A 26,234-nucleotide genomic window follows, 5' to 3' on the forward strand; every position below is an offset into this window, starting at 1 on the left:
GGCGAATGACCGAATTACAGGTCCAGCAGCAGGCGGGCCGGATCTTCCAGCGCATCCTTCATGGCAACCAGACCCAGCACGGCTTCGCGGCCGTCGATGATGCGGTGGTCGTAGGACATGGCCAGGTAGTTCATCGGACGGATCACGATCTGGCCGTTTTCGACCACGGCACGGTCTCTGGTCGCGTGCACGCCCAGGATGGCCGACTGCGGCGGGTTGATGATCGGGGTCGACAGCATGGAACCGAAGGTGCCGCCGTTCGAGATCGAGAAGGTACCGCCGGTCAGGTCGTCCAGGGTCAGCTTGCCTTCCTTGGCCTTGGCGCCGAATTCACCGATTTTCTTTTCGATCTCGGCGATCGACATCTGGTCGGCGTTGCGCAGGATCGGCACCACCAGGCCGCGTGGCGAACCGACGGCGATACCGATGTCGAAGTAGCCGTGGTAGACGATGTCGTTGCCATCGACCGAAGCGTTGAGGATCGGGTATTTTTTCAGGGCGGCGACGGCGGCCTTGACGAAGAACGACATGAAGCCCAGCTTGACGCCGTGCTCTTTCTCGAACTTGTCCTTGTACTTGGCGCGCAGGTCCATCACCGGCGCCATGTTCACTTCGTTGAACGTGGTCAGGATGGCGTTGGTCGATTGCGACTGCAGCAGGCGCTCGGCGATACGGGCGCGCAGGCGGCTCATCGGCACGCGCTCTTCAGGACGGTCGCCCAGGCTGGCCGGCGAGGCCGACACTTGCGGCAGCGATGCCTTGGCAGCAGGTGCTGCCAGCGGCGCGATGGCCGGGGTGGCACCTGGTGCGGCAGCGGCCAGGGCGTCGCCCTTGGTCACGCGGCCGTCCTTGCCCGAACCGGCGACGTCGCCAGCGCTCAGACCTTTTTCCGACAGGATTTTTGCAGCGGCCGGCATCGCGACATCGCCCTTGCTGCCGCCGGTAGCGGCCGGCGCAGCTGCTGCTGGTGCAGGGGCAGGTGCCGGCGCGGCGGCGGTCGAGGCGGCAGGGGCGGCCGCAGCAGCAGCGCCGTCGGTGTCGATGACGGCGATGACTTCGTCGGCCACCACGGTGGCGCCGTCGTTCTTGATGATCTTGACCAGCACGCCGGCGGCAGGCGCCGGCAGTTCCAGCACGACCTTGTCGGTTTCGATGTCGATCAGGTTTTCGTCGCGCGCAACGGCGTCGCCGACTTTTTTATGCCAGGTCAGCATGGTGGCTTCTGCGACCGATTCCGACAGTTGGGGTACTTTAACTTCGATTTGTGCCATGAAAAACTCCGTGTAGTTGTTATTGCGGCGCCACCGCAGGGCGATCCCGTGCGCGGAGGCGGTCCGTCGGTAAAGTGAATTACTTGGTCAGGATGAAGCCCTTGAGCTTCGAGAACGCCGTCTCCAGCAAGTCTTTCTGCTGGGCGTAGTGCTTGTCGTAGTAGCCGACAGCCGGCGAGGCCGATGCCGGACGACCGGCGTAGGCCAGGCGCTGGCCGGCGTCCATGCTCTCGAAGATGTTGTGCTGAATCTGGAACCATGGGCCCTGATTCTGCGGCTCGTCCTGTGCCCATACCACTTCGGCCAGTTTCGGGAACTTTTTCAGTTCGGCAGCGAAAGCCTTGTGCGGGAACGGATACAGCTGTTCGACACGGATGATGGCGGTATCGGTCTGGCCGCGCGTCTTGCGTGCGTTGATCAGGTCGTAGTACACCTTGCCCGAGCAGGCGATCACGCGTTTCACTTTGTCCGCTTCGATGGCCTGATCGACTTCGCCGATCACGGTCTGGAATGCGCCCTTGGCCAGTTCGGTCAGCGGCGAGCCGGCGTCCTTGTTACGCAGCAGCGATTTCGGCGTCAGGATGACCAGCGGCTTGCGGAACTGGCGCACCATCTGGCGACGCAGCACGTGGAAGATCTGCGATGCCGTGGTCGGCTGTACCACTTGCATGTTGTTGTCCGCGCACAGCTGCAGGAAACGCTCGGGACGGGCCGACGAATGCTCGGGACCCTGGCCTTCGTAACCGTGCGGCAGCATCATGACCAGGCCCGAGGCGCGGCCCCACTTCACTTCGCCGGAGCTGATGAACTGGTCGATCACCACTTGCGCGCCGTTGACGAAGTCGCCGAACTGGGCTTCCCAGATCGTCAGCGTGTTCGGTTCCGCGGTCGAGTAGCCGTATTCGAAGCCCAGCACTGCCTCTTCCGACAGCACCGAGTCGATCACGGTGAACGGCGCCTGGCCTTCGGCGATGTTTTGCAGCGGCACGTAGGTGCCCGAATCCCAGCGCTCGCGGTTCTGGTCGTGCAGCACGGCGTGACGGTGCACGAAGGTGCCGCGACCGGCGTCCTGGCCGGTCAGGCGCACGGCGTAGCCGGAGGCGACCAGCGAGGCAAACGCCAGGTGTTCGCCCATGCCCCAGTCCAGGTTCATTTCGCCGCGGCCCATGGTGCTGCGGTCGCCCAGCACTTTTTCCACCAGCGAGTGGACCTTGAAGCCTTCCGGCACGGTGGTGATGCGGGAGGCCAGACGTTTGAGTTCGGTCATCGGCACGGCGGTGTCGGCCGAGTCGGTCCATTTCTTGTTCAGGAACGGCAGCCAGTCGACCGCGAACTTGTTCTTGAAGTTCGAGATGACCGGATCGACCGTGTGCTTGCCGGCGTCCATCGCGTCGCGGAACGCAGCCTGCATCTGTTCGCCGCCATCGGCCGGGATCACGGTCTGCGCGACCAGCTTGTCCGCGTACAGCTTGCGGGTGCCCGGATGCTGGCCGATTTTCTTGTACATCAGCGGCTGGGTCAGCGCGGGCGTGTCCTGTTCGTTGTGGCCGAGCTTGCGGTAGCAGATGATGTCGACGACGATGTCTTTCTGGAACTGCAGGCGGTAGTCCATCGCGATCTGCGAGGCCAGCACCACGGCTTCAGGATCGTCGGCGTTCACGTGCAGCACCGGCGCTTCGATCATCTTGACCACGTCCGAGCAGTAGATGGTGGAACGGGCGTCGCGCGGATCGGAGGTGGTGAAACCGATCTGGTTGTTGATCACGATGTGCACGGTGCCGCCGGTGCCGTAACCACGGGTTTGCGCCAGATTCAGCGTTTCCATAACCACGCCCTGGCCGGCGAATGCGGCGTCGCCGTGCACCAGGATCGGCAATACCTGCTTGCCCAGGTGATCGCCGCGGCGGTCCATGCGGGCCTTGACCGAACCTTCGACGACCGGGTTGACGATTTCCAGGTGCGACGGGTTGAACGCCAGCGACAGGTGGACCGGGCCGCCTGCGGTGGAGATGTCGGACGAGAAGCCCTGGTGGTATTTGACGTCGCCGGCTGGCAGGTCTTCGGCGTGCTTGCCTTCGAATTCTTCGAACAGGTCTTTCGGCGCCTTGCCCAGGGTGTTGACCAGCACGTTCAGGCGGCCACGGTGGGCCATGCCGATGACGATTTCCTGCACGCCTTTTTCGCCGGCGCGCTGGATGATTTCATCGATCGATGCGATGAAGGTTTCGCCGCCTTCGAGCGAGAAACGCTTCTGGCCGACGTATTTGGTGTGCAGATAGCGCTCCAGGCCTTCGGCAGCGGTCAGGCGTTCGAGGATGTGCTTTTTCTTTTCTGCACTGAAATTCGGGGTGGAACGGATCGATTCCAGGCGTTCCTGCAGCCAGCGCTTTTCGGCCGGATCGGAGATGTACATGTACTCTGCGCCGATCGAGCGGGTGTAGGTGTCGCGCAGGTAGTTCAGCAGGTCGCGCAGGGTCGCCGTTTCCGGGCCAAAATAGGTGTTGCTGATGTTGAACACGGTGTCCATGTCCGCATCGGTGAAGCCGTAGAAGCTCGGCTCCAGTTCATTGATCGATGGACGCTCCTGGCGCTGCAGCGGGTCCAGGTTGGCCCAGCGCGAGCCGAGGTAGCGGTAAGCAGCGATCAGCTGGGTGGCAGCGACGCGCTTGCGGCCCATTTCGACATCGGCGGAGGCGACCACGGTGCGGATCGGGCCGGACTTGGCGCGCTCGGCAAACGAGGCGATCACGGAAGCGTGGGCGACGTCGGGCTTGTTGGAACCATCGACGGCCGGCACGTGCTGCATGGCGTCGAAGTAGGCGCGCCAGTTGTCCGGTACGGAGCCAGGGTTGTTCAGGTACGCTTCGTACAGTTCTTCAACGTACGGCGCGTTCCCACCAAACAGGTAGGAATTGGACGATGATTGTTGCATTTGTTGCTCACCTTTCTTCGCGTTTCGCGAGGAATTAGCGGGTTGGTCTAACCTTCCGCGACACGGCCTGACCGGTTAGCGGATTGCACATCAAGTTGTGGGGAAGGGCTTAAAAACGCTTACAGTTGTTCGGTATCCAAAAACAGCTACTTAGCATAGCACCGGTATTGTAGCGTAACAACCACCCGTCACCGCGTTTGTCATGTATTTCTCGCGAAATTTAGCAAGGTTAATTTTCACTTAAGCCGCACACCTGGCTGCTCGACAGCGAATGTTTTCTTATTTTTAACGGCGTTGGTGCTAGACTGCCGATTTTGTCCTTTTAATTTCCATGCAGACACTTGAGCAGTTGCGCGCCGGCGCTTTGCAGGGCGCCACGCGCCTGCAGCTGCGCGGCGGCCTTACCGACTTTCCGCGCGAGATCTTCGATCTGGCCGACACGCTGGAAATTCTCGACCTCACCGGCAACGCCCTCTGCGCCCTGCCCGACGACCTGCCGCGCCTGCACAAGCTGCGCATCCTGTTCTGTTCGAATAACCGGTTTACGGAACTGCCTGCCATGCTGGGCCGCATGCCGGCGCTGACCATGGTCGGCTTCCGGGCCAATCGGATCACGTCGGTGCCCGCCACGGCACTGCCGCCCGCCTTGCGCTGGCTGGTGCTGACCGATAACCAGATCGCCCACCTGCCCGATGCGCTGGGCCGCCGCCCCGCCCTGCAAAAGCTGATGTTGGCCGGCAACCGCCTGCGCGCCCTGCCGGACACGATGGCCGAGCTGCACCAGCTGGAACTGCTGCGCCTGTCGGCCAACGCCTTCGAGGCGCTGCCGGACTGGCTGCCCACCTTGCCGCGCCTGGCCTGGCTGGCCTGTGCCGGCAATCCGTGGGGCGCCGGCCGCGCGCAGGCGATGCGCGCCGCTCCCGCCGCCGCCATCGGCTGGCAGCAGTTGACGCTGCACGAACAGCTGGGCGAAGGCGCCTCGGGCATGATTTTCCGCGCCGACTGGCGCCACAGCGCGGGCCAGGACAAGGGCAGCACGCCGGTCGCGGTCAAGCTCTACAAGAGCGACATGACCAGCGACGGCTCGCCCCTGAACGAGATGGCGGCCTGCGTGGCGGCCGGCCGGCATCCGAACCTGATCCCGGTACTGGGGCGGGTGACCGGTCACCCCGAGCAGGCGCACGGACTGGTCATGGCGCTGCTCGATCCCGGTTTCGTCAACCTGGCCGGCCCGCCGAGTTTCGCCAGCTGCACGCGCGATGTCTACGACGATGGCAAGCGCCTCGACTGGCCGGCCATGCTGGCCATCGCCCACGGTGTGGCAGCGGCAGCCGCGCAGTTGCACCAGCGCGGCATCGTGCACGGCGATTTGTACGCCCACAACATCCTGCACGACGCTGCCGGCCGCTGCGTGCTGAGCGACTTCGGCGCGGCCGCGTTCTACGACCCGGCCGCCCCGCTTTCCGCCCCGCTGCAACGGCTGGAAGTACGCGCTTTCGGCCTGCTGCTCGAGGAGTTGCTGGCGTTATCTGCACCGCCTGCCGCACTGCGCGCCGGACTCGCGGCGCTGCAGGCCGCCTGCGTCGCGCCGGACGTGACCGCGCGGCCGCTGTTCGGCACCGTTGTTACCCGCCTGCACGCGCTGAGACAGGACGCGATCGACCGCCCGCGCTGACAAGCGACTGCGCGACCAACGGTCTGCGTACAAGCGGACGGCGCCATACATTGTCAGGCCCCATTGCGGTACGCTGCAGGTTGCAGGTTGCAGGTTGCAGGTTGCCGGACATGGCGTCGAATGCGGCGATGCAGGCTGACGCCCTGCCGCAACGGCAATGCTCGGCCGACCTGCCGCTGTGCCGGTATGCTCGCTGCCCCTGTGCCGCTACAATGGCGTTCCGTCCGACTTCCCGCCGCACCGATGACCGTCCGCCTCGACTCCTGGCCTGCCCTGCCCCACCCCGTCATTGCCGTCATGCTCGGCGTTGCCATCTGCGCCGTGCCGGTGGTATTGCCGCATTTCGATCTGGCCAACCTCGGCGCCAACCTGTTCGCCTACTGCTTCGCCTGCGTGCTGGTGTACCCGATTGCGGCACTGCTGCGCCACCGCGTCACCCATGTGATGCTGCTGTGGGCGATCGCCGCGCTGCTGCTGCTCGCTGCCTGCTTTTACCACACCAATATCATGGCCGACACCGCGGATGCGCTGTGGCCGCAGCGGCGCGACGCCACGCTTGCCAAATTCCTGTTCAACCTGCCGCAGATGACGCTTGGCGTGCTGGGCTGGTGGATACTGGTGATGCGCCCCGACCGCCGCACACCGCCACACCCGGATGGCGACGATGAAGTGTTGGACCCGGAAGACAATTTGTGACCGGAGTGAAACACTATTGGCAGTCTTGCCATGGCTCTGTTAGGCTTTCCATACTGCCACTTCCTTGCTAAAGCGCCATGTCCCAGAAACCCCGTGCCGCGCGCCGCCGCGAAGTCCGCCATCCTGCCACGCTGACCATGACGGACCAGAGCGCGCACCCGGCCCACACGCTGGACCTGTCCCACGGCGGCATCAGCCTGCAGACCGCCAGCCAGATGCGCCTGGCCCAGTACTGCGCCGTCTCGTTCAAGGTGCAGCTGGGCGACGACCAGCACAAGGTGCTGGCCATGGGCCAGGTCGTCTACAGCGACCCCGACGCCGACCTCGGCTACAAGACCGGCGTCCAGTTCCTGCGCATCGACACCGGCAGCGTGGACGTCATCAACCAGCTCCTGCAGGAAGCTTGAGGTCGAAGTTTAACGTCGGGTCAGATCCCTGAAAACCGTTAAGTTGAGGCCTTCATCTCCGTCGTACCCGCGAAGGCGGGTACCCAAGTTCCGCCAGATGCGTCGACATGTTAGCCAAATTGGGTCCCCGCCTACGCGGGGACGACGTTTTTATGCTAACAAAATCAATATTTTCCGCTTAACGTAACGGCATTACGGTCAGATCCAACATTGGGATACGAACCCCGCAATAATTGGTTGGACTCGTGTCCGGATCACTAGCGACCCGATCGAAACTTATCCCGCAGCCGGGACGAAAAAAACGGGCCGCAGCCCGTTTTTTTGTATCCGGATAAATCCCGATTAACGCTGGTCCAGCGGCTTGACGTCGCGGACGGTCGAGCCGACGAACAGCTGACGTGGACGGCCGATTTTCTGTTCCGGATCGGCGATCATTTCGTTCCACTGGGCGATCCAGCCGATGGTGCGGGCCATGGCGAAGATACCGGTAAACAGCGACACCGGAATGCCCAGCGCCGACTGCACGATGCCCGAGTAGAAGTCGACGTTCGGGTACAGCTTGCGCGAGACGAAGTATTCGTCGTTCAGTGCAATCTTTTCCAGTTCCATCGCCAGCTTGAACAGCGGGTCGTCCTGCAGGCCCAGCTCTTCCAGCACTTCGTAGCAGGTTTCACGCATCAGCTTGGCGCGCGGGTCGAAGTTCTTGTACACGCGGTGACCGAAGCCCATCAGCTTGACGCCCGAGTTCTTGTCCTTGACCTGCTCGATGAAGGCCGGGATGTTTTCGACCGAACCGATTTCCTTGAGCATGTTCAGCGCTGCTTCGTTGGCGCCGCCGTGGGCAGGGCCCCACAGGCAGGCGATACCGGCAGCGATACAGGCGAACGGGTTGGCGCCCGACGAACCGGCCAGACGGACGGTCGAGGTCGAAGCATTCTGTTCGTGGTCGGCGTGCAGGATCAGGATGCGGTCCAGCGCGCGCACCAGCACGTCGTTGACCTTGTACTCTTCGCATGGATTGCCGAACATCATGCGCATGAAGTTGGCGCTGTACGACAGGTCGTTGCGCGGATACATGAACGGTTGGCCCATCGAATATTTGTAGGCCATGGCGACCAGGGTCGGCATCTTGGCGATCAGGCGGATGGCCGAGATTTCACGCTGCTTGGCGTCGTTGATGTCGAGCGAGTCGTGGTAAAACGAGGCCAGCGCGCCGACGGTACCGACCAGCACCGACATCGGGTGGGCGTCGCGGCGGAAGCCGCGGAAGAAGAATTGCATCTGCTCGTGCACCATCGTGTGCTTGGTGACGGTGTCAACGAATTCCTGCTTCTGCACGTTGTTAGGCAGTTCGCCGTTGAGCAGCAGGTAGCACGATTCCATGAAGTCGGCGTTGACGGCCAGCTGTTCGATCGGATAGCCACGGTACAGCAGTTCGCCCTTGTCGCCGTCGATGTAGGTGATCGACGAATTGCACGCTGCGGTGGACATGAAGCCCGGATCGTAGGTGAACTTGCCGGTGCCGGCGTACAGCTTGCGGATGTCGATCACGTCGGGACCGATGGTACCCTTGTAGATCGGGAAATCGACGGACGGGCTGCCGTCGGAGAACGACAGGGTGGCTTTGTTATCAGAGGTGTTCATGGACGCTTCCTTCTTTTAGGGAGATGGTACGAAAAAAGTTCTGGTGAGCGCAGCTCAGGCCTGGCGCAGGCGCTGCAGCAGTGCATGCACGTGCGGCAGATCGAGTTCGCCAGCGGGCTCCTTGCGCGCCAATACCAGATCCATCAGGTCATTGTCCGACAGGTCGAGGAGCCGCGTGAACGCGTCCACTTCCCCGTCGGTCAATTCGGTTTCATGCGCATCGAGAAAACGGGTGAGGATGATGTCGTTTTCCAGAAGACCCCGGCGCGAGCGCCAACGCAGGCGCGCTCTGTTGGCTGGGTCCGACTGATGTGCTGAGTGTTTCGGTTCAGTCATGGGTCACTACTTTACACTGCGCGCGCCGATCGTGCTGGAGCGCTGCTTCTAAACGAAACGGGCGGCGTCGCCGCCGCCCGCCACTGCGCGTCAGATCGCGCGGCGTACCATCAATTCCTTGATTTTCCCGATCGCCTTGTTCGGGTTCAGGCCTTTCGGGCACACGTCCACGCAGTTCATGATCGAGTGGCAGCGGAACAGGCGGTACGGGTCTTCCAGGTTGTCGAGGCGCTCGCCGGTGGCTTCGTCGCGCGAGTCGGCGATGAAGCGGTAGGCTTGCAGCAGACCGGCCGGACCGACGAACTTGTCCGGGTTCCACCAGAACGACGGGCACGAGGTCGAGCAGCACGCGCACAGGATGCATTCGTACAGGCCATCGAGCTCTTCGCGTTCGGTCGGCGACTGCAGGCGTTCCTTTTCAGGACGGATCGAGTCGTTGATCAGGTATGGCTTGACCGAGTCGTACTGCTTGAAGAACTGGGTCATGTCGACGATCAGGTCGCGGATCACCGGCAGGCCTGGCAGCGGACGCAGCACGATAGGCTCGGTCAGCTCGTTCAGGTTGGTGGTGCAGGCCAGGCCGTTCTTGCCGTTGATGTTCATCGCGTCCGAACCGCACACGCCTTCGCGGCACGAGCGGCGCAGGGCCAGCGAATCGTCGACGTCGGACTTGATGCGCTGCAGGGCGTCGAGCAGCATCTTGTCGGTGTCTTTCAGCTCGACGGTGATGTCCTGCATGTACGGCTTCGCATCCTGGTCCGGATCGTAGCGGTAGATTTTCAGTTTGATAGTGCGTGCCATGTTCTAGCCTTAGAAAGTGCGTGGTTTCGGTTTGAAGGTGTCGACCGTCAGCGGCTTGGTCACGACTGCCTTGTATTCGAGGCGGTTGCCTTCCGAGAACCAGAGGGTGTGCTTCATCCAGTTGTCGTCGTCGCGGTGCGGGTAGTCGTCCTGGGCGTGGGCGCCGCGCGATTCCTTGCGCGCTGCTGCCGAGACGATGGTCGCTTTCGCGGTTTCAATCAGGTTGTCCAGCTCGAGCGCTTCGACGCGCGCGGTGTTGAACACCTTCGACTTGTCCTTGAACGACACGTGCTTGCGGCGTTCGTCGAGCTTCATGATTTCTTCGACGCCCTTGTTGAGCATCTCGTCGGTACGGAACACGCCGCAGTACTTCTGCATGGTGGCGCGGATGTCGTTGGCCACGCCCTGCACTTTTTCGGTGCCGGTCGAGGTTTCCAGCTTGTTCAGGCGGTCCATGGCGAAGTCCGACGCATCCTTCGGCAGCGGCTTGTTCTCTTTCTGCTTGAGATTGGAGGCCACCACGTGGTTACCGGCCGCGCGGCCGAACACCACCAGGTCGAGCAGCGAGTTGGTGCCCAGGCGGTTGGCGCCGTGCACCGAGACGCAGGCGCATTCGCCGATCGCGTACAGGCCGTTGACGATCTTCTGGCTGCCGTCGGCGCCCGGCACCACCACCTGACCGTGGATATTGGTCGGGATGCCGCCCATCTGGTAGTGAATCGTCGGCACGACAGGAATCGGTTCCTTGGTCGCATCGACGTTGGCGAACTTGTGGCCGATTTCCAGGATCGATGGCAGGCGCTTCTCGATGGTGTCCTTGCCGATGTGGCGCAGGTCCAGCATTACGTGGTCCTTGTTTGGACCGCAGCCGCGGCCTTCCTTGATCTCCTGGTCCATCGAACGCGAGACGAAGTCGCGCGGCGCCAGATCCTTCAGGGTCGGCGCATAGCGCTCCATGAAGCGCTCGCCTTCGGAGTTGATCAGGATACCGCCCTCGCCGCGCACACCTTCGGTGATCAAGACGCCGGCGCCGGCCACGCCGGTCGGGTGGAACTGCCAGAACTCCATGTCCTGCAGCGGCAGGCCGGCGCGTGCCGCCATGCCCATGCCGTCGCCGGTGTTGATGAAGGCGTTGGTGGACGCAGCGAAGATGCGGCCGGCGCCGCCGGTGGCGAACATGGTGGTCTTGGCTTCGAGGATCATGACGTCGCCGGTTTCCATTTCCAGCGCGACGACACCGACCACGTCGCCTTCGGCGTCGCGCACCAGGTCGAGCGCCATCCACTCGACGAAGAAGTGGGTACGGGCGCGCACGTTACGCTGGTACAGCGTGTGCAGCAGCGCGTGGCCGGTACGGTCGGCAGCGGCGCAGGCGCGCTGCACGGCTTTTTCGCCGAAGTTGGCGGTGTGGCCGCCGAACGGACGCTGGTAGATCGTGCCGTCGGGGTTGCGGTCGAACGGCATGCCGAAGTGTTCGAGCTCGTACACGACCTTCGGTGCTTCGCGGCACATGAATTCGATCGCATCCTGGTCGCCCAGGTAGTCGCCACCCTTGACGGTGTCGAACATGTGCCAGAACCAGCTGTCCTCGGCCATGTTGCCGAGCGACGCGCCGATGCCGCCCTGGGCCGCAACGGTGTGGGAACGGGTCGGGAATACCTTCGACAGCACTGCCACGTTCAGGCCGGCTTCAGCCAGCTGCAGCGATGCGCGCATGCCGGAACCGCCGGCGCCAACGATTACCGCGTCAAAGCGGCGGGTAGGGATTGCAGATTTGATTGCTGCCACGATTACACACTCCAGATTATCTGTACCGACCAGGCGGCACATGCGATCAGCCACAGGATGGTGGCCGCTTGCAGGGTCAGGCGCAGGCCGACCGGTTTAACGTAGTCCATCCACACGTCGCGCATGCCCACCCAGGCGTGGTAGAACAGGGCGAACAGGGTGACAGCCGAAATCAGCTTGAACCACTGTTGCGAGAACATGCCGGCCCAGCCTTCGTAGGTGAAGTTCTGGCCGGTCAGGAAGGTGATCAGGAGGGTCGCGGTGTAGGCGACCATGACGACGGCCGTCACGCGCTGCGCCAGCCAGTCGCGCATGCCGTAGTGGGCGCCGACGACCAGGCGTTTCGGGCCGATATTTTTGTTGACGTTGTTTGCCATCTCAGAATACTCCAAACAATTTCAGTGCCACCAGCACGGTCAGGGTCAGGCTCAGCGCCAGCACGGCAGCCGACGATTTGCGGGCCGAATCCTTGTCCAGGCCCACGTGCAGGTCCATCACCAGGTGGCGCACGCCAGCGAACATGTGGTGCAGGATGGCCCAGACCAGCGCCAGGATGATCAGCTTGACCAGCGGATAGGTGACGAAGCCCTGGTAGTGGGCGAACGAGATCTCGGAACGCAGGCTTTCCTGCAGCAGATAAAGCACGAACGGCAGCAGCACGAGGATCAGGACACCGCTGATGCGGTGCAGGATCGACACGATGGCAGCGAGCGGCTGACGGTAATTCATGAGTTCGGTAACGTGGATATTACGGAACTCCGGCCGTTCTTTTTTGGGCGCGACCCGTACGGCTTCTGACATAACAAGACCTCCTAAACTTTGACAAAAATTGGGTGAAATCGGATGAAACAACGATTTTCGCCTATTTCCCCTCTTACAACCAAACTCTATTGTTACATACAACCAAAATAGTGTTTTGCAACACACCCCGACGGCTACTTTCCGTAGCTCAACGTATTATCAGCACAACAATGCGACGCCCGTATGACAACTCCGCTATTGTGCGCCTCTCCCAGTTTTTGTGCACTGCGAGACTCTCCTGCTCCACTCCATGAGTTCGGTTCAAAGGCGGTTCAATGCCCGGGTCCGCAGCGCTCCCGCTGCCGCTCCCCTGTTAAATCAATTCGTTGTGATAATGATGCTGCCCGGTCAGATACAGGCCGCGGCGCAGTTCCACCGGCTTGTCGCCGTAGGTATACGACACCCGCTCGGAAGCCAGCAGCGGGGTGTTGGCGGCGATCTGCAACAGCGCGGCAGCACCGTCGTCGGCGCACACGGCGCGGATCTTCTCGGTGGCCCGGATCATGCGGGTGCCGAATTCGGACTCGAACAGGCCGTACATCGGCCCCTTGTACTCGACCAGCCGCTCGGCGGTCAGTCCCTTGAAGGTGGCGCCGGGCAGCCACAACTCCTCGACAATGGTGGGCACGCCGTCGAACGACTGCACGCGCTTGATGAACACCACGGCGTCGCCCGATTTCAGGTCGAGCAGGCGCGCCACGTCGGCCGGCGCGCGCAGGCGCTTGACCTCGATGAATTTACTCTCGGGATAATGGGGCACACCCTCGTCGGGCATCAGCCGCAGGAAGCGGAAGTGCGCGCGCGCTTCGTGGTGGGTGGAGACGAAGGTGCCCTTGCCCTGCTTGCGCATGACCAGGTTCTCGGCCGCCAGCTCGTCGATGGCCTTGCGCACCGTGCCCTGGCTGACCTTGAAACGGTTGGCCAACTCGACCTCGCTTGGGATCAGTTCGCCCGGCTTCCACTCGCCGCTCTGCAGGCTCTGCGTGATCAGCGCCTTGATTTGCTGGTACAGCGGCGAAAAGGTCGGCGACGGCGCCGCGCTTGCCCCGCCTGTTCCGGCCGCCGCGGTGGACGAACCGGCCGCGCCCCCGGCGCCTGCGGCCGTGGCATTGCTGTTCGAATTGGGCGGGACGGGATTCATAGACCGCGATTTCACCACAAAACCCCCTTGGCGTCCAGCAAAACACTGTCTCACTTCTATGTCTTATATAAGACATAAGATACAATTGACAGATAAAAAACACCGGCCTACACTCACGGCCCGTGCGCCGCGTAGCGGGCGCCCGGATTTGCAGTATGATATTGGATTCTGCCCTTCCGCCTGACCCGGCTTTATTTACTCGGCTTAACTCGGCTTTCTACACCTACTTTGGAGATTCATCATGGCAAAAACCCCTATGCGTGTTGCTGTTACCGGTGCTGCCGGTCAAATCGGTTACGCCCTGCTGTTCCGCATCGCTAACGGCGACATGCTCGGCAAGGACCAGCCAGTCATTCTGCAACTGCTGGAAATCGCCGACGAAAAAGCCCAGAAGGCGCTGAAGGGCGTGATGATGGAAATCGACGACTGCGCCTTCCCGCTGCTGACCGAGATGACCGCCCACTCCGACCCGATGACCGCCTTCAAGGATGTCGACGTGGCCGTACTGGTCGGCGCCCGCCCACGCGGCCCGGGCATGGAGCGTAAAGACCTGCTGGAAGCGAATGCCCAGATCTTCACCGTGCAGGGCAAGGCGCTCGACGCCGTCGCTTCGCGCGACGTCAAGGTCCTGGTGGTCGGCAATCCCGCCAACACCAACGCCTACATCGCCATGAAATCGGCGCCATCGCTGCCGGCGAAGAACTTCACCGCCATGCTGCGCCTGGACCACAACCGCGCGCTGTCGCAGATCGCTGCCAAGACCGGCACCGCCGTCAAGGACATCGAGAAGCTGTGCGTCTGGGGCAACCACTCGCCGACCATGTACGCCGACTACCGCTTCGCCACCACCGGCGGCAAGGCTGTCAAGGACCTGATCAACGACCAGGAATGGAACGCCAACACCTTCCTGCCGACCGTGGGCAAGCGCGGCGCCGCCATCATCGAAGCACGCGGCCTGTCGTCGGCTGCCTCGGCCGCCAACGCCGCCATCGACCACATCCACGACTGGGTGCTGGGCACGGCCGGCAAGTGGACCACCATGGGCGTCCCATCGGACGGTTCGTACGGCATCCCTGAAGGCACCGTGTTCGGCTTCCCGGTCACCACCGAAAACGGCGAATACAAGATCGTTCAAGGCCTGGAGATCGACGCCTTCTCGCAAGAGCGCATCGACCTGACCCTGAAGGAACTGACCGAAGAGCGCGAAGGCGTCAAGCACCTGCTGCCATAACCGGCAAGCTCTGTCCATGACTGCTCGTGGAACCGGTGGCGATCCGCTCGACCCACCGATCCGCAGCACCGGCCGCGCTGCCCCGAGCAGCGCGGTTTCCGTTTCTGCTCCCCCTTCTTCTCTCTCCACCACTTCCTGCATGCATCCATCCGAGGTTTTATTCCAGGGTAATCGCCAGCCGCTGCTGCTGCCCGCGTGCGACCACTACGCCGGCGCTGAAAAGCTGATGCGCAAATCGATGTCCCTGCAACAAGAGCTTGGCCCCGTGTTCGACATCACGCTCGACTGCGAAGACGGCGCCAGCGCCGGCAACGAGGAGGCGCACGCGCACCTGGTCAGCGCGCTGCTGGCCTCGGGCGACAACCATTACCGGCGCATCGGCGCGCGCGTGCACGATGTGCACAGCCCGCACTTTGCGCGCGACATCGCCACCATTGCCGGCGGCGCCGGCGCCCGGGCCCTGGCCTACATCGTGCTGCCCAAGGTGGACAGCGTGGCCGAGGTGGCCGAGGCGATCGCCTTCATCAATGGCCACGCCGCCAGCGCCGGGCGCAGCGATCTGCCGGTGCACGTGCTGATCGAAACCCACGGCGCCCTGCGCGATGCGTACGCCATCGCCGCCCTGCCCCAGGTCCAGTGCCTGTCGTTCGGCATCATGGATTTCGTCTCGGCCCATTACGGCGCCATTCCGGGATCGGCCATGCGCACGCCGGGCCAGTTCACGCACCCGCTGGTGGTGCGCGCCAAGCTCGAGATGGCGGCCGCCTGCCATGCGCACGGCAAGGTGTCGTCGCACAATGTCACCACCGAGATCAAGGATACGGCAGTGGCCGCCAACGATGCCCAGCGCGCTGCCGCCGAGTTCGGCTACACGCGGATGTGGAGCATCCACCCGGACCAGATCAAGCCCATCGTCAAGGCGTTTACGCCGCGCCTGTCCGAGGTGAACGAGGCGGCCGCCATCCTGCACGAAGCGGCAAGTGTCCAGTGGGGCCCGATCTCCCAAAATGGGCGCTTGCACGACCGCGCCAGCTACCGATATTATTGGACCATCTTGCAGCGCGCCAGACTCGCGGGACTCACCCTGCCCGAGTCGGCCGCCGCATTGATGCAGCCCTCCCCCGTTCACCCTCTGGAACCACACTGATGTCCATCTCCAAAATCCTGCTGGCTTGCAGCATCGCCATGGCCTCGCTGAGCCTGTCGAGCGCGCACGCAGCAGACGATAGCAAGCCGGCGGCCAAGAAAACCGTCAAGAAGTCCGCTGCAAAATCCAAGGCCAAGAAGGCCGTCGCGGCACCGGTCGTGCCGAAAGAGCCGAACCCGGAAGAAGACGAGCCGGCCATCACCGATTCCACCGTCACCGAATTCGATTGCGAGCTCGGTAACAAGGTGTCGATCTACCGCCAGGTCGGCGACGACGACCACATCGCGCTGCGCTGGAAGAAGCGCCTGCACCGCCTGACGCGCGTGGGCACCACCACCGGCGCCCAGCGCTTCGAGAACCAGCTGTACGGCCTGATCTGGATCGGCATTCCCGCCAAGAGCATGCTGCTCGATTCCAAGCTCAATCGCCAGCTGGCCAACGAGTGCCGCACTCCCGAGCAGTTGCTGCCGGCCGTCGCCACCGAAACCGTGCCGGCAGCGCCAGCCGAACCGGCAGCTCCGGCGACCGCAGTCCAGTAAGCAGTACCGGCCGGGCGCGCACGCTTGCGCCCGGCTGACGCCGTTTTAGTTCATCATCTGACTATTTGATTATTTGACTGGTTGACGCAACCCACTGAAGGAGATGTCATGTCCCGCAACACTCTGAACACGCTCAAGGAATTTACTATTTCGGGCAAGCCGGCGAAGTTCTATTCGCTGCCCGCACTGGAGAAAAGCCTGGGCGCCAAAATCTCGCGCCTGCCGGTGTCGATCCGCGTGGTGCTGGAATCGGTCCTGCGCAATTGCGACGGCAAGAAGGTCACCGAAGAACACGTCAAGCAGCTGGCCAACTGGGGCGCCACGGCCGAGCGTACCGACGAGATCCCGTTCGTGGTGGCGCGCGTGGTGCTGCAGGACTTTACCGGCGTGCCGCTGCTGGCCGACCTGGCCGCGATGCGCAACGTCGCCTACAAGATGGGCGTGAACGCCAAGAAGATCGAGCCGCTGGTGCCGGTGGACCTGGTGGTCGATCACTCGGTCACCATCGACCACTTCCGCGAACCGGGCGCGCTGGACCTGAACATGAAGCTGGAATTCTCGCGCAATAACGAGCGCTACCAGTTCATGAAGTGGGGCATGCAGGCGTTCGACACCTTCGGCGTGGTGCCGCCCGGCTTCGGCATCGTCCACCAGGTCAACCTCGAATACCTGGCGCGCGGCGTGCACAAGGACAGCGAAGGCGTGTACTACCCCGACTCGCTGGTCGGCACCGACTCGCACACCACCATGATCAACGGCATCGGCGTGGTCGGCTGGGGCGTGGGCGGCATCGAGGCCGAAGCCGGCATGCTGGGCCAGCCCGTGTACTTCCTGACCCCGGACGTGATCGGCGTGAACCTGACCGGCGTGCTGCGCGAAGGCTGCACCGCGACCGACCTGGTGCTGACCATCACCGAACTGCTGCGCAAGGAAAAAGTGGTTGGCAAGTTCGTCGAGTTCTTCGGCGAAGGCACCGAGACGCTGTCGGTCACCGACCGCGCCACCATCGCCAACATGGCGCCCGAATACGGCGCCACCATGGGCTTCTTCCCGGTCGACGACGCTACCATCGAATACTTCGAAGGCACCGGCCGCACCAAGGCCGAGATCGACGCCTTTGCCGCCTACTTCAAGGCGCAGGGCATGTACGGCGTGTCGAAAGCGGGCGAGATCGATTACACCCGCGTGGTCGAACTGAACCTCACGAGCGTTACGCCTTCCCTGGCCGGTCCCAAGCGCCCGCAGGACCGCATCGAGATCGGCAACGTCAAGAACAACTTCACCGAACTGTTCTCCAAGCCGACCGGCGAAAACGGCTTCAACAAGAAGCCGGAAGACCTGCAAAAGACCTACACCACGACCGACGGCGTCCACGTGAAAAACGGCGACGTGCTGATCGCCGCGATCACCTCTTGCACCAACACCTCGAACCCGAGCGTGCTGCTGGCTGCCGGCCTGCTGGCGAAAAAGGCGGTGGAAGCGGGCCTGACGGTCGCGCCGCACATCAAGTCGTCGCTGGCGCCCGGCTCGCGCGTGGTCACCGAGTACCTGACCGCCGCCGGCCTGCTGCCCTACCTGGAACAGCTGGGCTTTGGCGTGACCGCCTACGGCTGCACCACCTGCATCGGCAACGCCGGCGACCTGACGCCGGAGCTGAACGCCGCCATCACCCAGAACGACATCGTCGCTTCGGCCGTGCTGTCCGGTAACCGCAACTTCGAGGCGCGCATCCACCCGAACATCCGTTCCAACTTCCTCGCTTCGCCACCGCTGGTGGTCGCCTACGCCATCGCCGGCAACATGACGGTGGACCTGATGACCCAGCCGGTCGGCAAGGGCAAGGACGGCCGCGACGTGTACCTGGGCGACATCTGGCCGACCTCGCAGGAGATCGCCAAGCTGATGAAGTTCGCGATGAACTCGAAAGTGTTCAAGTCCAACTACGCCGACGTCAAGGGCAACCCGGGCAAGCTGTGGGAGCACGTGTCCAGCACCGAAGGCCAGGTGTACAACTGGCCGGAATCGACCTACATCGCCGAGCCGCCGTTCTTCGACGGCTTCACGATGGAGCCGCAGGCGGCCGAAGCGGGCATCACCGGTGCGCGCGCACTGGGCGTGTTCGGCGACTCGATCACCACCGACCACATCTCGCCGGCCGGCTCGATCAAGGAAGACGGCCCGGCCGGACAATGGCTGCTGGCCAACGGCGTACTGAAGGCGGACTTCAACTCGTACGGCTCGCGTCGCGGCAACCACGAGATCATGATGCGCGGCACCTTCGCCAACGTGCGCATCAAGAACCGCATGATTCCGCCGAAAGCCGACGGCTCGGCAGTCGAAGGCGGCATCACGATCCACCAGCCGTCGGGCGAACAGCTGTCGATCTACGACGCGGCGATGAAGTATGTGGCCGAAGGCACGCCGACCATGATCTTCGGCGGCGAGGAATACGGCACCGGCTCGTCGCGCGACTGGGCCGCCAAGGGCACCCAGCTGCTGGGCGTGAAGGCCGTGATCGTGCGCTCGTTCGAACGCATCCACCGCTCCAACCTGGTCGGCATGGGCGTACTGCCGCTGCAATTCCTCGGCAACGACAGCGTGGACAGCCTCGGCATCACCGGCAAGGAAACCTACGACCTGAAAGGCCTGGAAGGCGAGATCAAGCCGCAGCAGACCGCCACCCTGGTGATCCACCGCGCCGACGGCTCGAGCACCGAAGTCAAAGTGCTGCTGCGCATCGACACCCCGATCGAGGTCGATTACTACAAGCACGGCGGCATCCTGCCATTCGTGCTGCGCCAGCTGCTCGCTGCGTAACGGTCGTTTAAAAAAGATCGCAGCGTCGTTGCATCGCCTTGCCGTGCAGGCGCACTGTCTTCGGCGCTGCGCTCATTTTTAAACAACCTCTTCATTGGAAAGCGCCGGCCAGTCCGGCGCTTTTTTTATGTCCGCGGCCCCGGTGGCCTTGTTTTGCGGGTTTCATCTACAATATGGTGCATAAGGGTTATCATCTGCATGAGATCCATTTTTTCACCCGCTGTTTTTTACCTGAGACCTTTATAGCGCCATGCGTCGTCCATCTAAAGATTCATCCCAAAAATTGTCCGCCGAGAGCCAGCGCCTGGTCAGCCAGGCCCAGGCAGTCGGGCAGGCTGCCAGCCGCCTCGAAGAGCGCGCCTGGGAGCGCAGCCTCGACGTGCAGCTGCAAAAGCTGCTCAAGACCGGCCACCAGGACACCATCGACGCCACCCTCAACGCCCTGTTCCGCGAAGACCTGAACGCCTACGATGTCCTGATGGACGGCGTGGAAGCGGCCAGCGAATCGGGCTCCATCATGCTCGAAACCGCCGACGGCGTGTCCAAGCCCTACGATGTGCTGCTCGTTGCCGCGCCCATCCTGGCCTGGACCCGCTTTGCGATTGCCTCCGGCCCGATCCCGGCCGATATCCTGACCACGCTGTCGGCCCACTTCTCGGCCCACCTGCTGGCCGACGGCACGCAGATGGCGATGTCGCCGACGCTGTTCTCGATCGACCAGCTGCCGCGCAGCCACGTGGAAACCTGGGGCAAGGTGCACAAGCTGGCGCAGGCCGCCATCAAGGGCACGCTGCTCAAGGCCGACAGCAAGGTGCCCGATACCGCACCGTTCCTGGCCGACACCCGCTACCTGCTGGTGGCCGTGGTGGCGCCGGCCGGCGCGCCGCTGTTCCGCTGGCAGATGCCGGCCCACCAGGCCAGCTTCGCCACCGAGCGCGCCAACACGCTCGAACAGTGGCGCGCCCAGGCCACGCCCACCATCAACCGCCTGCTGCCCGGCTGCGGCGTGGAACTGCTGCTGCCGGAAGCGTATTACATGGCGTGCCGCGAAGCGGACAAGCAGATCCGTCCGGTCTCGATCCGCGCAGCCGTGCATTACCTGACCCATACGCTGGCGATCGAGCCGTCCGAACTGCGCGCCGTAATCGCCGGCTTCGGCGAAGAAAATGGCGAAGGCCAGATCGACGAATACCGCGTGGCGTTTACGCGCCGCTCGTCGCAGGACGTGATCTACGGCGTGGTGTGGCCGCTGTACGGCCAGGAAGACGAGGAAGGCACGCCGCCGGAAGGCCCGGCCGCGCTCTCGCCGGCCGCGCAAAAGCCGGTCACGCCGATGGACGACATCGTCAACCACCTGAACCAGGCCGGCATCACGCAGATCAAGCGTCACGCCGAGCGCTACGTGGTGGAGTTCTGCGACGACTGCGGCGCGCCGCTGTTCGTCGACCCGGTCGGCGAACTGGCGCACGCAGAGATGCCCGAAGATACGCCCAGCGGCACCGAGCACTTCCACTAAAAAAAAGGCCCCGATCGTTCGGGGCCTTTTGCTTTCAGCTCACCAGTTCGAAAACGGGTGCCTGATCAGGTTGGAGTTGTAGTAGCGCGCATCGTCCGTGACTTCCTGGCCCACCCACTCCGGCTTGTCGAACGCCTCGTCTTCGGCGCCCAGTTCGATCTCGGCCACCACCAGCCCGGCATTCGCGCCCAGGAATTCGTCCACCTCCCACACGTGCCGGCCGACCGCGATCCGGCGCCGGCACTTTTCGATCAGCGGCTGCTCGCACAGGCCGTCGAGCAGCTGCGCCGCCTCGGCCAGCGGGATCGGATACTCCCACTCGCTGCGCGTGGCGCCCACGCTGCGGCCCTTGATGGTGAGCACCGCGCGCTCGCCCTCGATGCGCACGCGCACCGTGCGCTCCTTGTGCGACGACAGATAGCCCTGGCGGAAGTACACCGGCGCGCCCAGCGCCTGCCAGGCGTCGCCCCGCACCAGGAACTTGCGCTCGATTTCGACGCCCATGCTCAGTAGTCGTCCAGCGACAGCAGGATCGGCTGCAGGATGGCCGCACCGAGGGCGGCCGAGCGGGCGCCGTTCCAGCCCACGCGCGCGTCGGGCAGGTCGTCGTTGTCCTTGAACGGCATTTCCAGCGTCAGCGCCAGGCAGCCGAAGTGGTGGCCCACGTACTTGGAGGCCAGCGTCAGCATGTCTTCCTTGTACTTGCTGGCCGCGTAGCCGACCTTGTCCTGGAAGTCCGGGCTGGCGTTCTTGTAGCGGTCGATGAACGCCTGCTGCTTGGCGCGGCGCTCGTCGCTGAAGTTTTCCAGCATCTCGTTACCGGCCACGAAGTTGTACGGCAGCGCCTCGTCGCCATGGATGTCGAAGAACATGTCGATACCCGTTTCGTGCATCTTCTGCTTCACGCACAGCACTTCCGGGCTGCGTTCCAGCGTCGGCGTCATCCATTCGCGGTTCAGGTTGGCGCCGGCCGCATTGGTGCGCAGGTTGCCGCGCACCGAGCCGTCCGGGTTCATGTTCGGCACGATGTAGAACACGCAGCGCTGCAGCAGCTTGCGCGCAATCGGGTTGGCGTCGTCGAGCAGTGCGTCGATCAGGCCTTCGATGAACCACTCGGCCATCGATTCGCCCGGATGCTGGCGCGCGATGAACCAGATTTTTTTCGGCGCGTCGGGCTGGCCGATCACCACCAGGTTCATGTCGCGGCCATCGACCGTGCTGCCCAGGTCCTGCACCTTGGCCAGCGGGTGCTCGCCCACTTCGCCCAGCAGGCGCAGGTGGCGCTCGAACGAATACGGCTCGAAGTAGGCGTAATAGATGCTGTCGGTATCGGGCGTGTGCTTGATGGTCATGACCGCGCCGTCGAAGCTGGTGGGCACGCGGAACCAGTTCTCGCCGTCGTAGCTGGCCACAGCGTTGTAGTTCTCGTAGCCCTTGGCGTAGGTCGCCTCGCCGGCGTTCAGGAAGCGCATGCGCACGGCCTGCCCCGCCGCGCCCTGCAGCCGGAAGTGGAACCACTGGTGAATGTCCGCGTGGGAGTCCTTGCGCAGCTTGAGGTCGATGGCGCCGGCGCTCTCCGCGCGCACCACGTCGATGGCGCCGGAGTCGAAATTCTGGCTGATTTTGATGGTCATGGTCGATCCGAATGTCGTGGTTGCAGAGCGCGTCATTTTACCAGCACGGACCCCGCTTTACGCCGCTGCCGGCGGGGGCAGGCTGTGGATCGCCACGCCCTCGATCAGGTCCACCTCGGAGTCCCAGGGCCGCGCCGCGATCATGCGCTGCGCCTGCGCGTACCCGGCCTGCCAGCGCGCGCCGATGCCGGCCGACGAAAAATCGATGTCCTTGGTGTGGTCTTCGTCGCCGATGCGCGGCGCCACCAGCGACAGCACGTGCATGGTCGTGCCGCAGCCCCACGATGCCAGGTCGCGCACCTCGGGCAGCGCGGCCACCTCGGGCGGCAGGCGCAGGCTCAGTTCGCGGATCACGTGGCGCAGCCGGTGCAGCTTGCGCTGCTGCTCGATGTGGCTGGCGCGGCTGGCGTACTGGATCTCCTTCTGCTTGTCGAGCACATCGAGGATGCTTTGCGGTTCGGGCCCGTCCGGGTTCCACACCTGCACCGAGAAGATCACCGCGCTGCGGCGCGGTTCGTCGTCGAGCACCGCCTCGATCGGCGTGTTGGAATAGATGCCGCCGTCCCAGTACGGCTCGCCGTCGATGCGCACGGCCGGAAACGCCGGCGGCAGCGCGCCGGACGCCATCACGTGATCGGCGGTCAGCACGTCACGGCTGCTGTCGAAGTAGCGCATGGCGCCGCTGCGGGCGTTGACCGCGCCGACCGTGAAGCGCGGCTGCTGGTGGTTCAGGTAATCGTAGTCGATCAGCTGTTCGAGCGTGGCGCGCAGCGGGCCGGTCTCGTAGAACGACGCGTGCTCGACGCCGACCTTGGCGTCCGGGTTCCACCAGCCGGTGGGGTTCGGTTCGAAAAAGGCGGGAATGCCCTGCCCGATCGTGAGCGCGTTGGCCACGCTGCGCGGCAGCGACGTCACGCCGAGCGCGTTGCGCTCCATGCGCTGCCAGAACTGGCGCAGCCGCTCGAGGCGCTGCCCGGGCGGGTTGCCGGCGATGATGGCGCCGTTGATGGCGCCGATCGACGTGCCGATCACCCAGTCCGGTTCCAGCCCCGCCTCGTGCATGGCCTGGTACACGCCCAGCTGGTAGGCGCCCAGGGCGCCGCCGCCCTGCAGGACCAGGACAACCTGGCCGGGGGCGCGGGCGGCATCGGCATCGCAGCCGGGGACCGGGGTGTTCAATCAGACCTCCACGTTGGTGGCAACGTGGAGATTGTAGTGCAGTTTCGCTGCGCGCCAGCGCGGCAATGACGCGCGGCCGGCGGCACCATTACGCTTGCGACGCTGCGATGCGCTGGCGGATGTGGGCCAGCGCGTCTTCCACCTGGTCGATCAGGATCAGGCACAGGTCGCCTTGCTGCAGGCGGTCCAGCGCCGTGTCGATGGCCAGGAATTCGCCGTAGATTTCCTGCACATGCGTCGTGCGCGGCGCGTTCTGCAGGCCCGAGCGCAGCAACGCCACCACTTCGCCGTCGACGCGGCCGCGCTGGCAGGCATCCTCGTACAGCAGCACGTCGTCGAAGGCGCGGCCGAGGATCTCGGTCTGCTGGCGGATATCCTGGTCGCGGCGGTCGCCGGCGCCCGAGATCACCACTGCGCGGCGCTTGGCCGGCATGGTTTCCACGGCCTGCACCAGCGCCAGGATGGCGTCCGGGTTGTGGCCGTAGTCGGCGATCACGGTCGCACCCTTGTGGTCGAACACGTTGAAGCGGCCGGGCGCGTTGTCGGAATCGTTGGCGAAGGTCTTCAGGCCGAGACGAATCGCGTCCCAGGAAATGCCCACGCCCCAGGCAGCGGCCACCGACGCCATCGCGTTCTCGACCTGGAAGCCGATGGCGCCATTGCGGGTGATCGGCACTTCCGCCAGCGGAATGCGCACCTGCTGCCTGCCCTCGGCGGCGACCAGGTGGCCGTCCGCCACGTACACGGTGCGGCATCCCTGCGCCAGGTGGGTGGCGATTACCGGGTGTCCGGCATCGGCGCCGAAATAGATGATCTTGCCCTTGCAGTTGGCGGCCATGCCAGCGACGATCGGATCGACCGCATTGAGCACGGCGTAGCCGGTTTCCGCGACGTTCTGCACGATCACGCGCTTGAGCACCGCCAGCTCTTCCACGGTGTTGATGTAGTTCATGCCCAGGTGGTCGCCGGCGCCGATATTGGTCACCACGGCCACCTGGCAGCGGTCGAAGCCGAGGCCCTCGCGCAGGATGCCGCCGCGGGCGCTCTCGAACACGGCGGCATCCACGTCCGGATGCAGCAGCACGTTGCGCGCGCTGCGCGGACCGCTGCAGTCGCCGCTGTCGGTCTGGCGGCCTTCGATGTAGACGCCGTCGGTATTGGTCATGCCGGTGCGCAGGCCGCTGGCCGTGAGCAGGTGGGCGATCAGGCGCACGGTGGTGGTCTTGCCGTTGGTGCCGGTGACGGCGACGACCGGGATGCGGCCGTCCTCGCCGGCGGCGAACATGGTGTTGACGATGGCCTCGCCCACGGCGCGGCCCTTGCCGTACGACGGCGCGATGTGCATGCGCAGGCCGGGCGCGGCATTGACTTCCACCACGCCGCCGCGACGGTCGTCGAACGGCTGCAGCACGCCTTCGCACACCACGTCCACGCCGCAGATATCGAGGCCGATCATCTGCGCCGCTTCCACCGCGCGCGCCGCCACTTCGGGATGGACGTCGTCGGTGACGTCGGTGGCGGTGCCGCCGGTGGAGAGATTGGCGTTGTTACGCAGGATCACGCGCTGGCCCTTGGCCGGCACCGAGTCGGCCTGCAGGTCCTGCAGCGCCAGCCGCGCGATGGCGATATCGTCGAAGCGGATCTTGGTGAGCGACGTCGAATGGCCGCTGCCGCGCCGCGGATCGGCGTTGACCAGGTCCACCAATTGGCGCACCGTGTGCACGCCGTCGCCGACCACCTGCGGCGGATCGCGGCGGGCGGCGGCGACCAGCTTGTTGCCGATCACGAGCAGGCGGAAATCGTGACCGGGCAGATAGCGCTCGACCATCACGTCGTCACGGAATTCCTTGGCGGTGCGGAAGGCCTGCTCCAGCTGCTCCCTGGACGTGACGTTGACGGTCACGCCCTTGCCCTGGTTGCCGTCCTTCGGCTTGACCACCACCGGCATGCCGATGTCCTGCGCCGCCTGCCAGGCGTCCGCCTCGTTCTCGACGGTGCGGCCATACGGCACCGGCACGCCGGCTGCGTGCAGCAGTTTCTTGGTCAGTTCCTTGTCCTGGGCGATCGATTCGCCGATGGCGCTGGTACTGTCCATTTCGGCAGCCTGGATGCGGCGCTGTCTGGAGCCCCAGCCGAACATCACCATGCTGCCTTCGGTCAGACGGCGGATCGGGATGTTGCGCGCCAGGGCGGCGTTGACGATGGAACCGGTGCTCGGCCCCAGGCGCACGTCTTCATCGAGGTCGCGCAGCTCGGTCAGCGCTGCCGCCAGGTCGAAGGCGGTGTCGTTGAGGGCGGCGTTGATCAGGTTCTCGGCCAGGGTAACGGCCAGGCGGCCCACCGCTTCTTCCGAATATTCGACCACGGTCTGGTACACGCCGTCGTCCGACGTGGCGCTGGTGCGGCTGAAAGTGACCGGGCAGCCCGCCTGCGCCTGCAGGCTCAGGGCCGCCGCTTCCAGGACATTGGCCAGCGAGATCGTGTCGCCGGTGGCGTGCAGGTCGCCCAGGGCCGGGAAGCGCGCCTGCAGGCGCTGCTCGAAACCGGGCAACGAGGAGATGGCGCGCTGGTCCGGCGGGCACGAAACGACCACCTCCATGGCGGTGTGGTGGCTCCAGAGATTCGGGCCGCGAAGGGCGCGGGTGCGGATGACTTCCATAAATCTGCTTGTTCTTTCGT

At 64.1% G+C, this 26,234-nt stretch carries 21 protein-coding genes; 8 read left to right on the plus strand and 13 right to left on the minus strand.

Going from position 1 to position 26,234, the window contains the following annotated elements:
• Nucleotides 1-14: 14 nt before the first annotated feature.
• Together odhB and ASF61_RS20980 are read right to left on the minus strand one after the other, a co-directional pair.
• Nucleotides 15-1,271, minus strand: a complete 1,257-nt coding sequence (odhB, locus tag ASF61_RS20975; protein WP_056160535.1) for a 2-oxoglutarate dehydrogenase complex dihydrolipoyllysine-residue succinyltransferase — start codon at nucleotides 1,269-1,271, stop codon at nucleotides 15-17.
• 79 nt (nucleotides 1,272-1,350) lie between these two features.
• Complete coding sequence (locus tag ASF61_RS20980) at nucleotides 1,351-4,203, minus strand: 2-oxoglutarate dehydrogenase E1 component (RefSeq protein WP_056160537.1); 2,853 nt, start codon at nucleotides 4,201-4,203, stop codon at nucleotides 1,351-1,353.
• Between the two features lie 331 nt (nucleotides 4,204-4,534).
• Here ASF61_RS20980 and ASF61_RS20985 point away from each other — a divergent pair, with 331 nt between their 5' ends.
• The 3 genes from ASF61_RS20985 (at nucleotide 4,535) to ASF61_RS20995 (ending at nucleotide 6,981) form a co-directional block, all read left to right on the plus strand.
• Entirely contained in the window at nucleotides 4,535-5,878 is a 1,344-nt protein-coding gene (locus ASF61_RS20985; RefSeq protein WP_056160539.1) for a leucine-rich repeat-containing protein kinase family protein, read from the plus strand.
• Nucleotides 5,879-6,121: 243 nt separating this feature from the next.
• Entirely contained in the window at nucleotides 6,122-6,574 is a 453-nt protein-coding gene (locus ASF61_RS20990) for a hypothetical protein (protein WP_056160540.1), read from the plus strand.
• A 77-nt stretch (nucleotides 6,575-6,651) separates the two neighbouring features.
• Nucleotides 6,652-6,981, plus strand: coding sequence for a PilZ domain-containing protein (locus tag ASF61_RS20995; protein ID WP_056160542.1), 330 nt, complete (start codon nucleotides 6,652-6,654; stop codon nucleotides 6,979-6,981).
• A gap of 342 nt (nucleotides 6,982-7,323) precedes the next feature.
• Here the strand turns inward: ASF61_RS20995 and gltA are convergent, their stop codons facing one another.
• The 7 genes from gltA to ASF61_RS21030 all read right to left on the minus strand — a co-directional run bounded on the left by gltA (nucleotide 7,324) and on the right by ASF61_RS21030 (nucleotide 13,492).
• Entirely contained in the window at nucleotides 7,324-8,625 is a 1,302-nt protein-coding gene (gene gltA, locus ASF61_RS21000; RefSeq protein ID WP_056160544.1) for a citrate synthase, read from the minus strand.
• Between the two features lie 54 nt (nucleotides 8,626-8,679).
• A complete protein-coding gene (locus ASF61_RS21005; protein WP_056160546.1) occupies nucleotides 8,680-8,961 on the minus strand; it encodes a succinate dehydrogenase assembly factor 2 in 282 nt (93 codons plus the stop codon).
• A gap of 90 nt (nucleotides 8,962-9,051) precedes the next feature.
• A complete protein-coding gene (locus ASF61_RS21010; RefSeq protein ID WP_056160549.1) occupies nucleotides 9,052-9,762 on the minus strand; it encodes a succinate dehydrogenase iron-sulfur subunit in 711 nt (236 codons plus the stop codon).
• Nucleotides 9,763-9,771: 9 nt separating this feature from the next.
• On the minus strand, nucleotides 9,772-11,550 hold the full coding sequence (sdhA, locus tag ASF61_RS21015; protein WP_056160550.1) for a succinate dehydrogenase flavoprotein subunit: 1,779 nt from the start codon (nucleotides 11,548-11,550) through the stop codon (nucleotides 9,772-9,774).
• Between the two features lie 2 nt (nucleotides 11,551-11,552).
• Nucleotides 11,553-11,927, minus strand: coding sequence for a succinate dehydrogenase, hydrophobic membrane anchor protein (gene sdhD, locus ASF61_RS21020; protein WP_056160553.1), 375 nt, complete (start codon nucleotides 11,925-11,927; stop codon nucleotides 11,553-11,555).
• A 1-nt stretch (nucleotide 11,928) separates the two neighbouring features.
• Nucleotides 11,929-12,351 carry a succinate dehydrogenase, cytochrome b556 subunit gene (gene sdhC / locus ASF61_RS21025; protein ID WP_056160555.1) on the minus strand — a complete coding sequence of 141 codons (423 nt, stop codon included), beginning with the start codon at nucleotides 12,349-12,351 and terminating at the stop codon, nucleotides 11,929-11,931.
• A 313-nt stretch (nucleotides 12,352-12,664) separates the two neighbouring features.
• Nucleotides 12,665-13,492 carry a GntR family transcriptional regulator gene (locus ASF61_RS21030; RefSeq protein ID WP_056160557.1) on the minus strand — a complete coding sequence of 276 codons (828 nt, stop codon included), beginning with the start codon at nucleotides 13,490-13,492 and terminating at the stop codon, nucleotides 12,665-12,667.
• Between the two features lie 241 nt (nucleotides 13,493-13,733).
• Here ASF61_RS21030 and ASF61_RS21035 point away from each other — a divergent pair, with 241 nt between their 5' ends.
• The 5 genes from ASF61_RS21035 (at nucleotide 13,734) to ASF61_RS21055 (ending at nucleotide 20,742) form a co-directional block, all read left to right on the plus strand.
• Nucleotides 13,734-14,723 (plus strand): malate dehydrogenase, encoded by a 990-nt coding sequence (locus tag ASF61_RS21035; RefSeq protein WP_056160559.1) that lies wholly within the window; start codon nucleotides 13,734-13,736, stop codon nucleotides 14,721-14,723.
• Nucleotides 14,724-14,862: 139 nt separating this feature from the next.
• Nucleotides 14,863-15,870, plus strand: a complete 1,008-nt coding sequence (locus ASF61_RS21040; RefSeq protein WP_056160561.1) for a CoA ester lyase — start codon at nucleotides 14,863-14,865, stop codon at nucleotides 15,868-15,870.
• A complete protein-coding gene (locus tag ASF61_RS21045; protein ID WP_056160563.1) occupies nucleotides 15,870-16,409 on the plus strand; it encodes a hypothetical protein in 540 nt (179 codons plus the stop codon). Before ASF61_RS21040 ends, ASF61_RS21045 begins: the two co-directional genes overlap by 1 nt.
• A gap of 108 nt (nucleotides 16,410-16,517) precedes the next feature.
• Nucleotides 16,518-19,226 (plus strand): aconitate hydratase AcnA, encoded by a 2,709-nt coding sequence (gene acnA / locus ASF61_RS21050; RefSeq protein WP_056160565.1) that lies wholly within the window; start codon nucleotides 16,518-16,520, stop codon nucleotides 19,224-19,226.
• Nucleotides 19,227-19,476: 250 nt separating this feature from the next.
• Complete coding sequence (locus tag ASF61_RS21055) at nucleotides 19,477-20,742, plus strand: DUF2863 family protein (RefSeq protein WP_056160567.1); 1,266 nt, start codon at nucleotides 19,477-19,479, stop codon at nucleotides 20,740-20,742.
• Nucleotides 20,743-20,781: 39 nt separating this feature from the next.
• Here ASF61_RS21055 and ASF61_RS21060 read toward each other — a convergent pair whose 3' ends face one another.
• The 4 genes from ASF61_RS21060 to cphA all read right to left on the minus strand — a co-directional run bounded on the left by ASF61_RS21060 (nucleotide 20,782) and on the right by cphA (nucleotide 26,214).
• The gene (locus ASF61_RS21060) at nucleotides 20,782-21,246 is read right to left on the minus strand and encodes a CYTH domain-containing protein (RefSeq protein ID WP_056160569.1); all 465 of its coding nucleotides are present in this window, start codon (nucleotides 21,244-21,246) and stop codon (nucleotides 20,782-20,784) included.
• A 2-nt stretch (nucleotides 21,247-21,248) separates the two neighbouring features.
• Nucleotides 21,249-22,376 (minus strand): M14-type cytosolic carboxypeptidase, encoded by a 1,128-nt coding sequence (locus tag ASF61_RS21065; protein ID WP_056160570.1) that lies wholly within the window; start codon nucleotides 22,374-22,376, stop codon nucleotides 21,249-21,251.
• A 57-nt stretch (nucleotides 22,377-22,433) separates the two neighbouring features.
• Nucleotides 22,434-23,555 (minus strand): patatin-like phospholipase family protein, encoded by a 1,122-nt coding sequence (locus tag ASF61_RS21070; protein WP_056160572.1) that lies wholly within the window; start codon nucleotides 23,553-23,555, stop codon nucleotides 22,434-22,436.
• 88 nt (nucleotides 23,556-23,643) lie between these two features.
• On the minus strand, nucleotides 23,644-26,214 hold the full coding sequence (gene cphA / locus ASF61_RS21075) for a cyanophycin synthetase (protein ID WP_056160575.1): 2,571 nt from the start codon (nucleotides 26,212-26,214) through the stop codon (nucleotides 23,644-23,646).
• Between the last annotated feature and the right edge of the window lie 20 nt (nucleotides 26,215-26,234).

The organism is Duganella sp. Leaf126, from assembly GCF_001423125.1.
GTDB lineage: Bacteria > Pseudomonadota > Gammaproteobacteria > Burkholderiales > Burkholderiaceae_D > Rugamonas.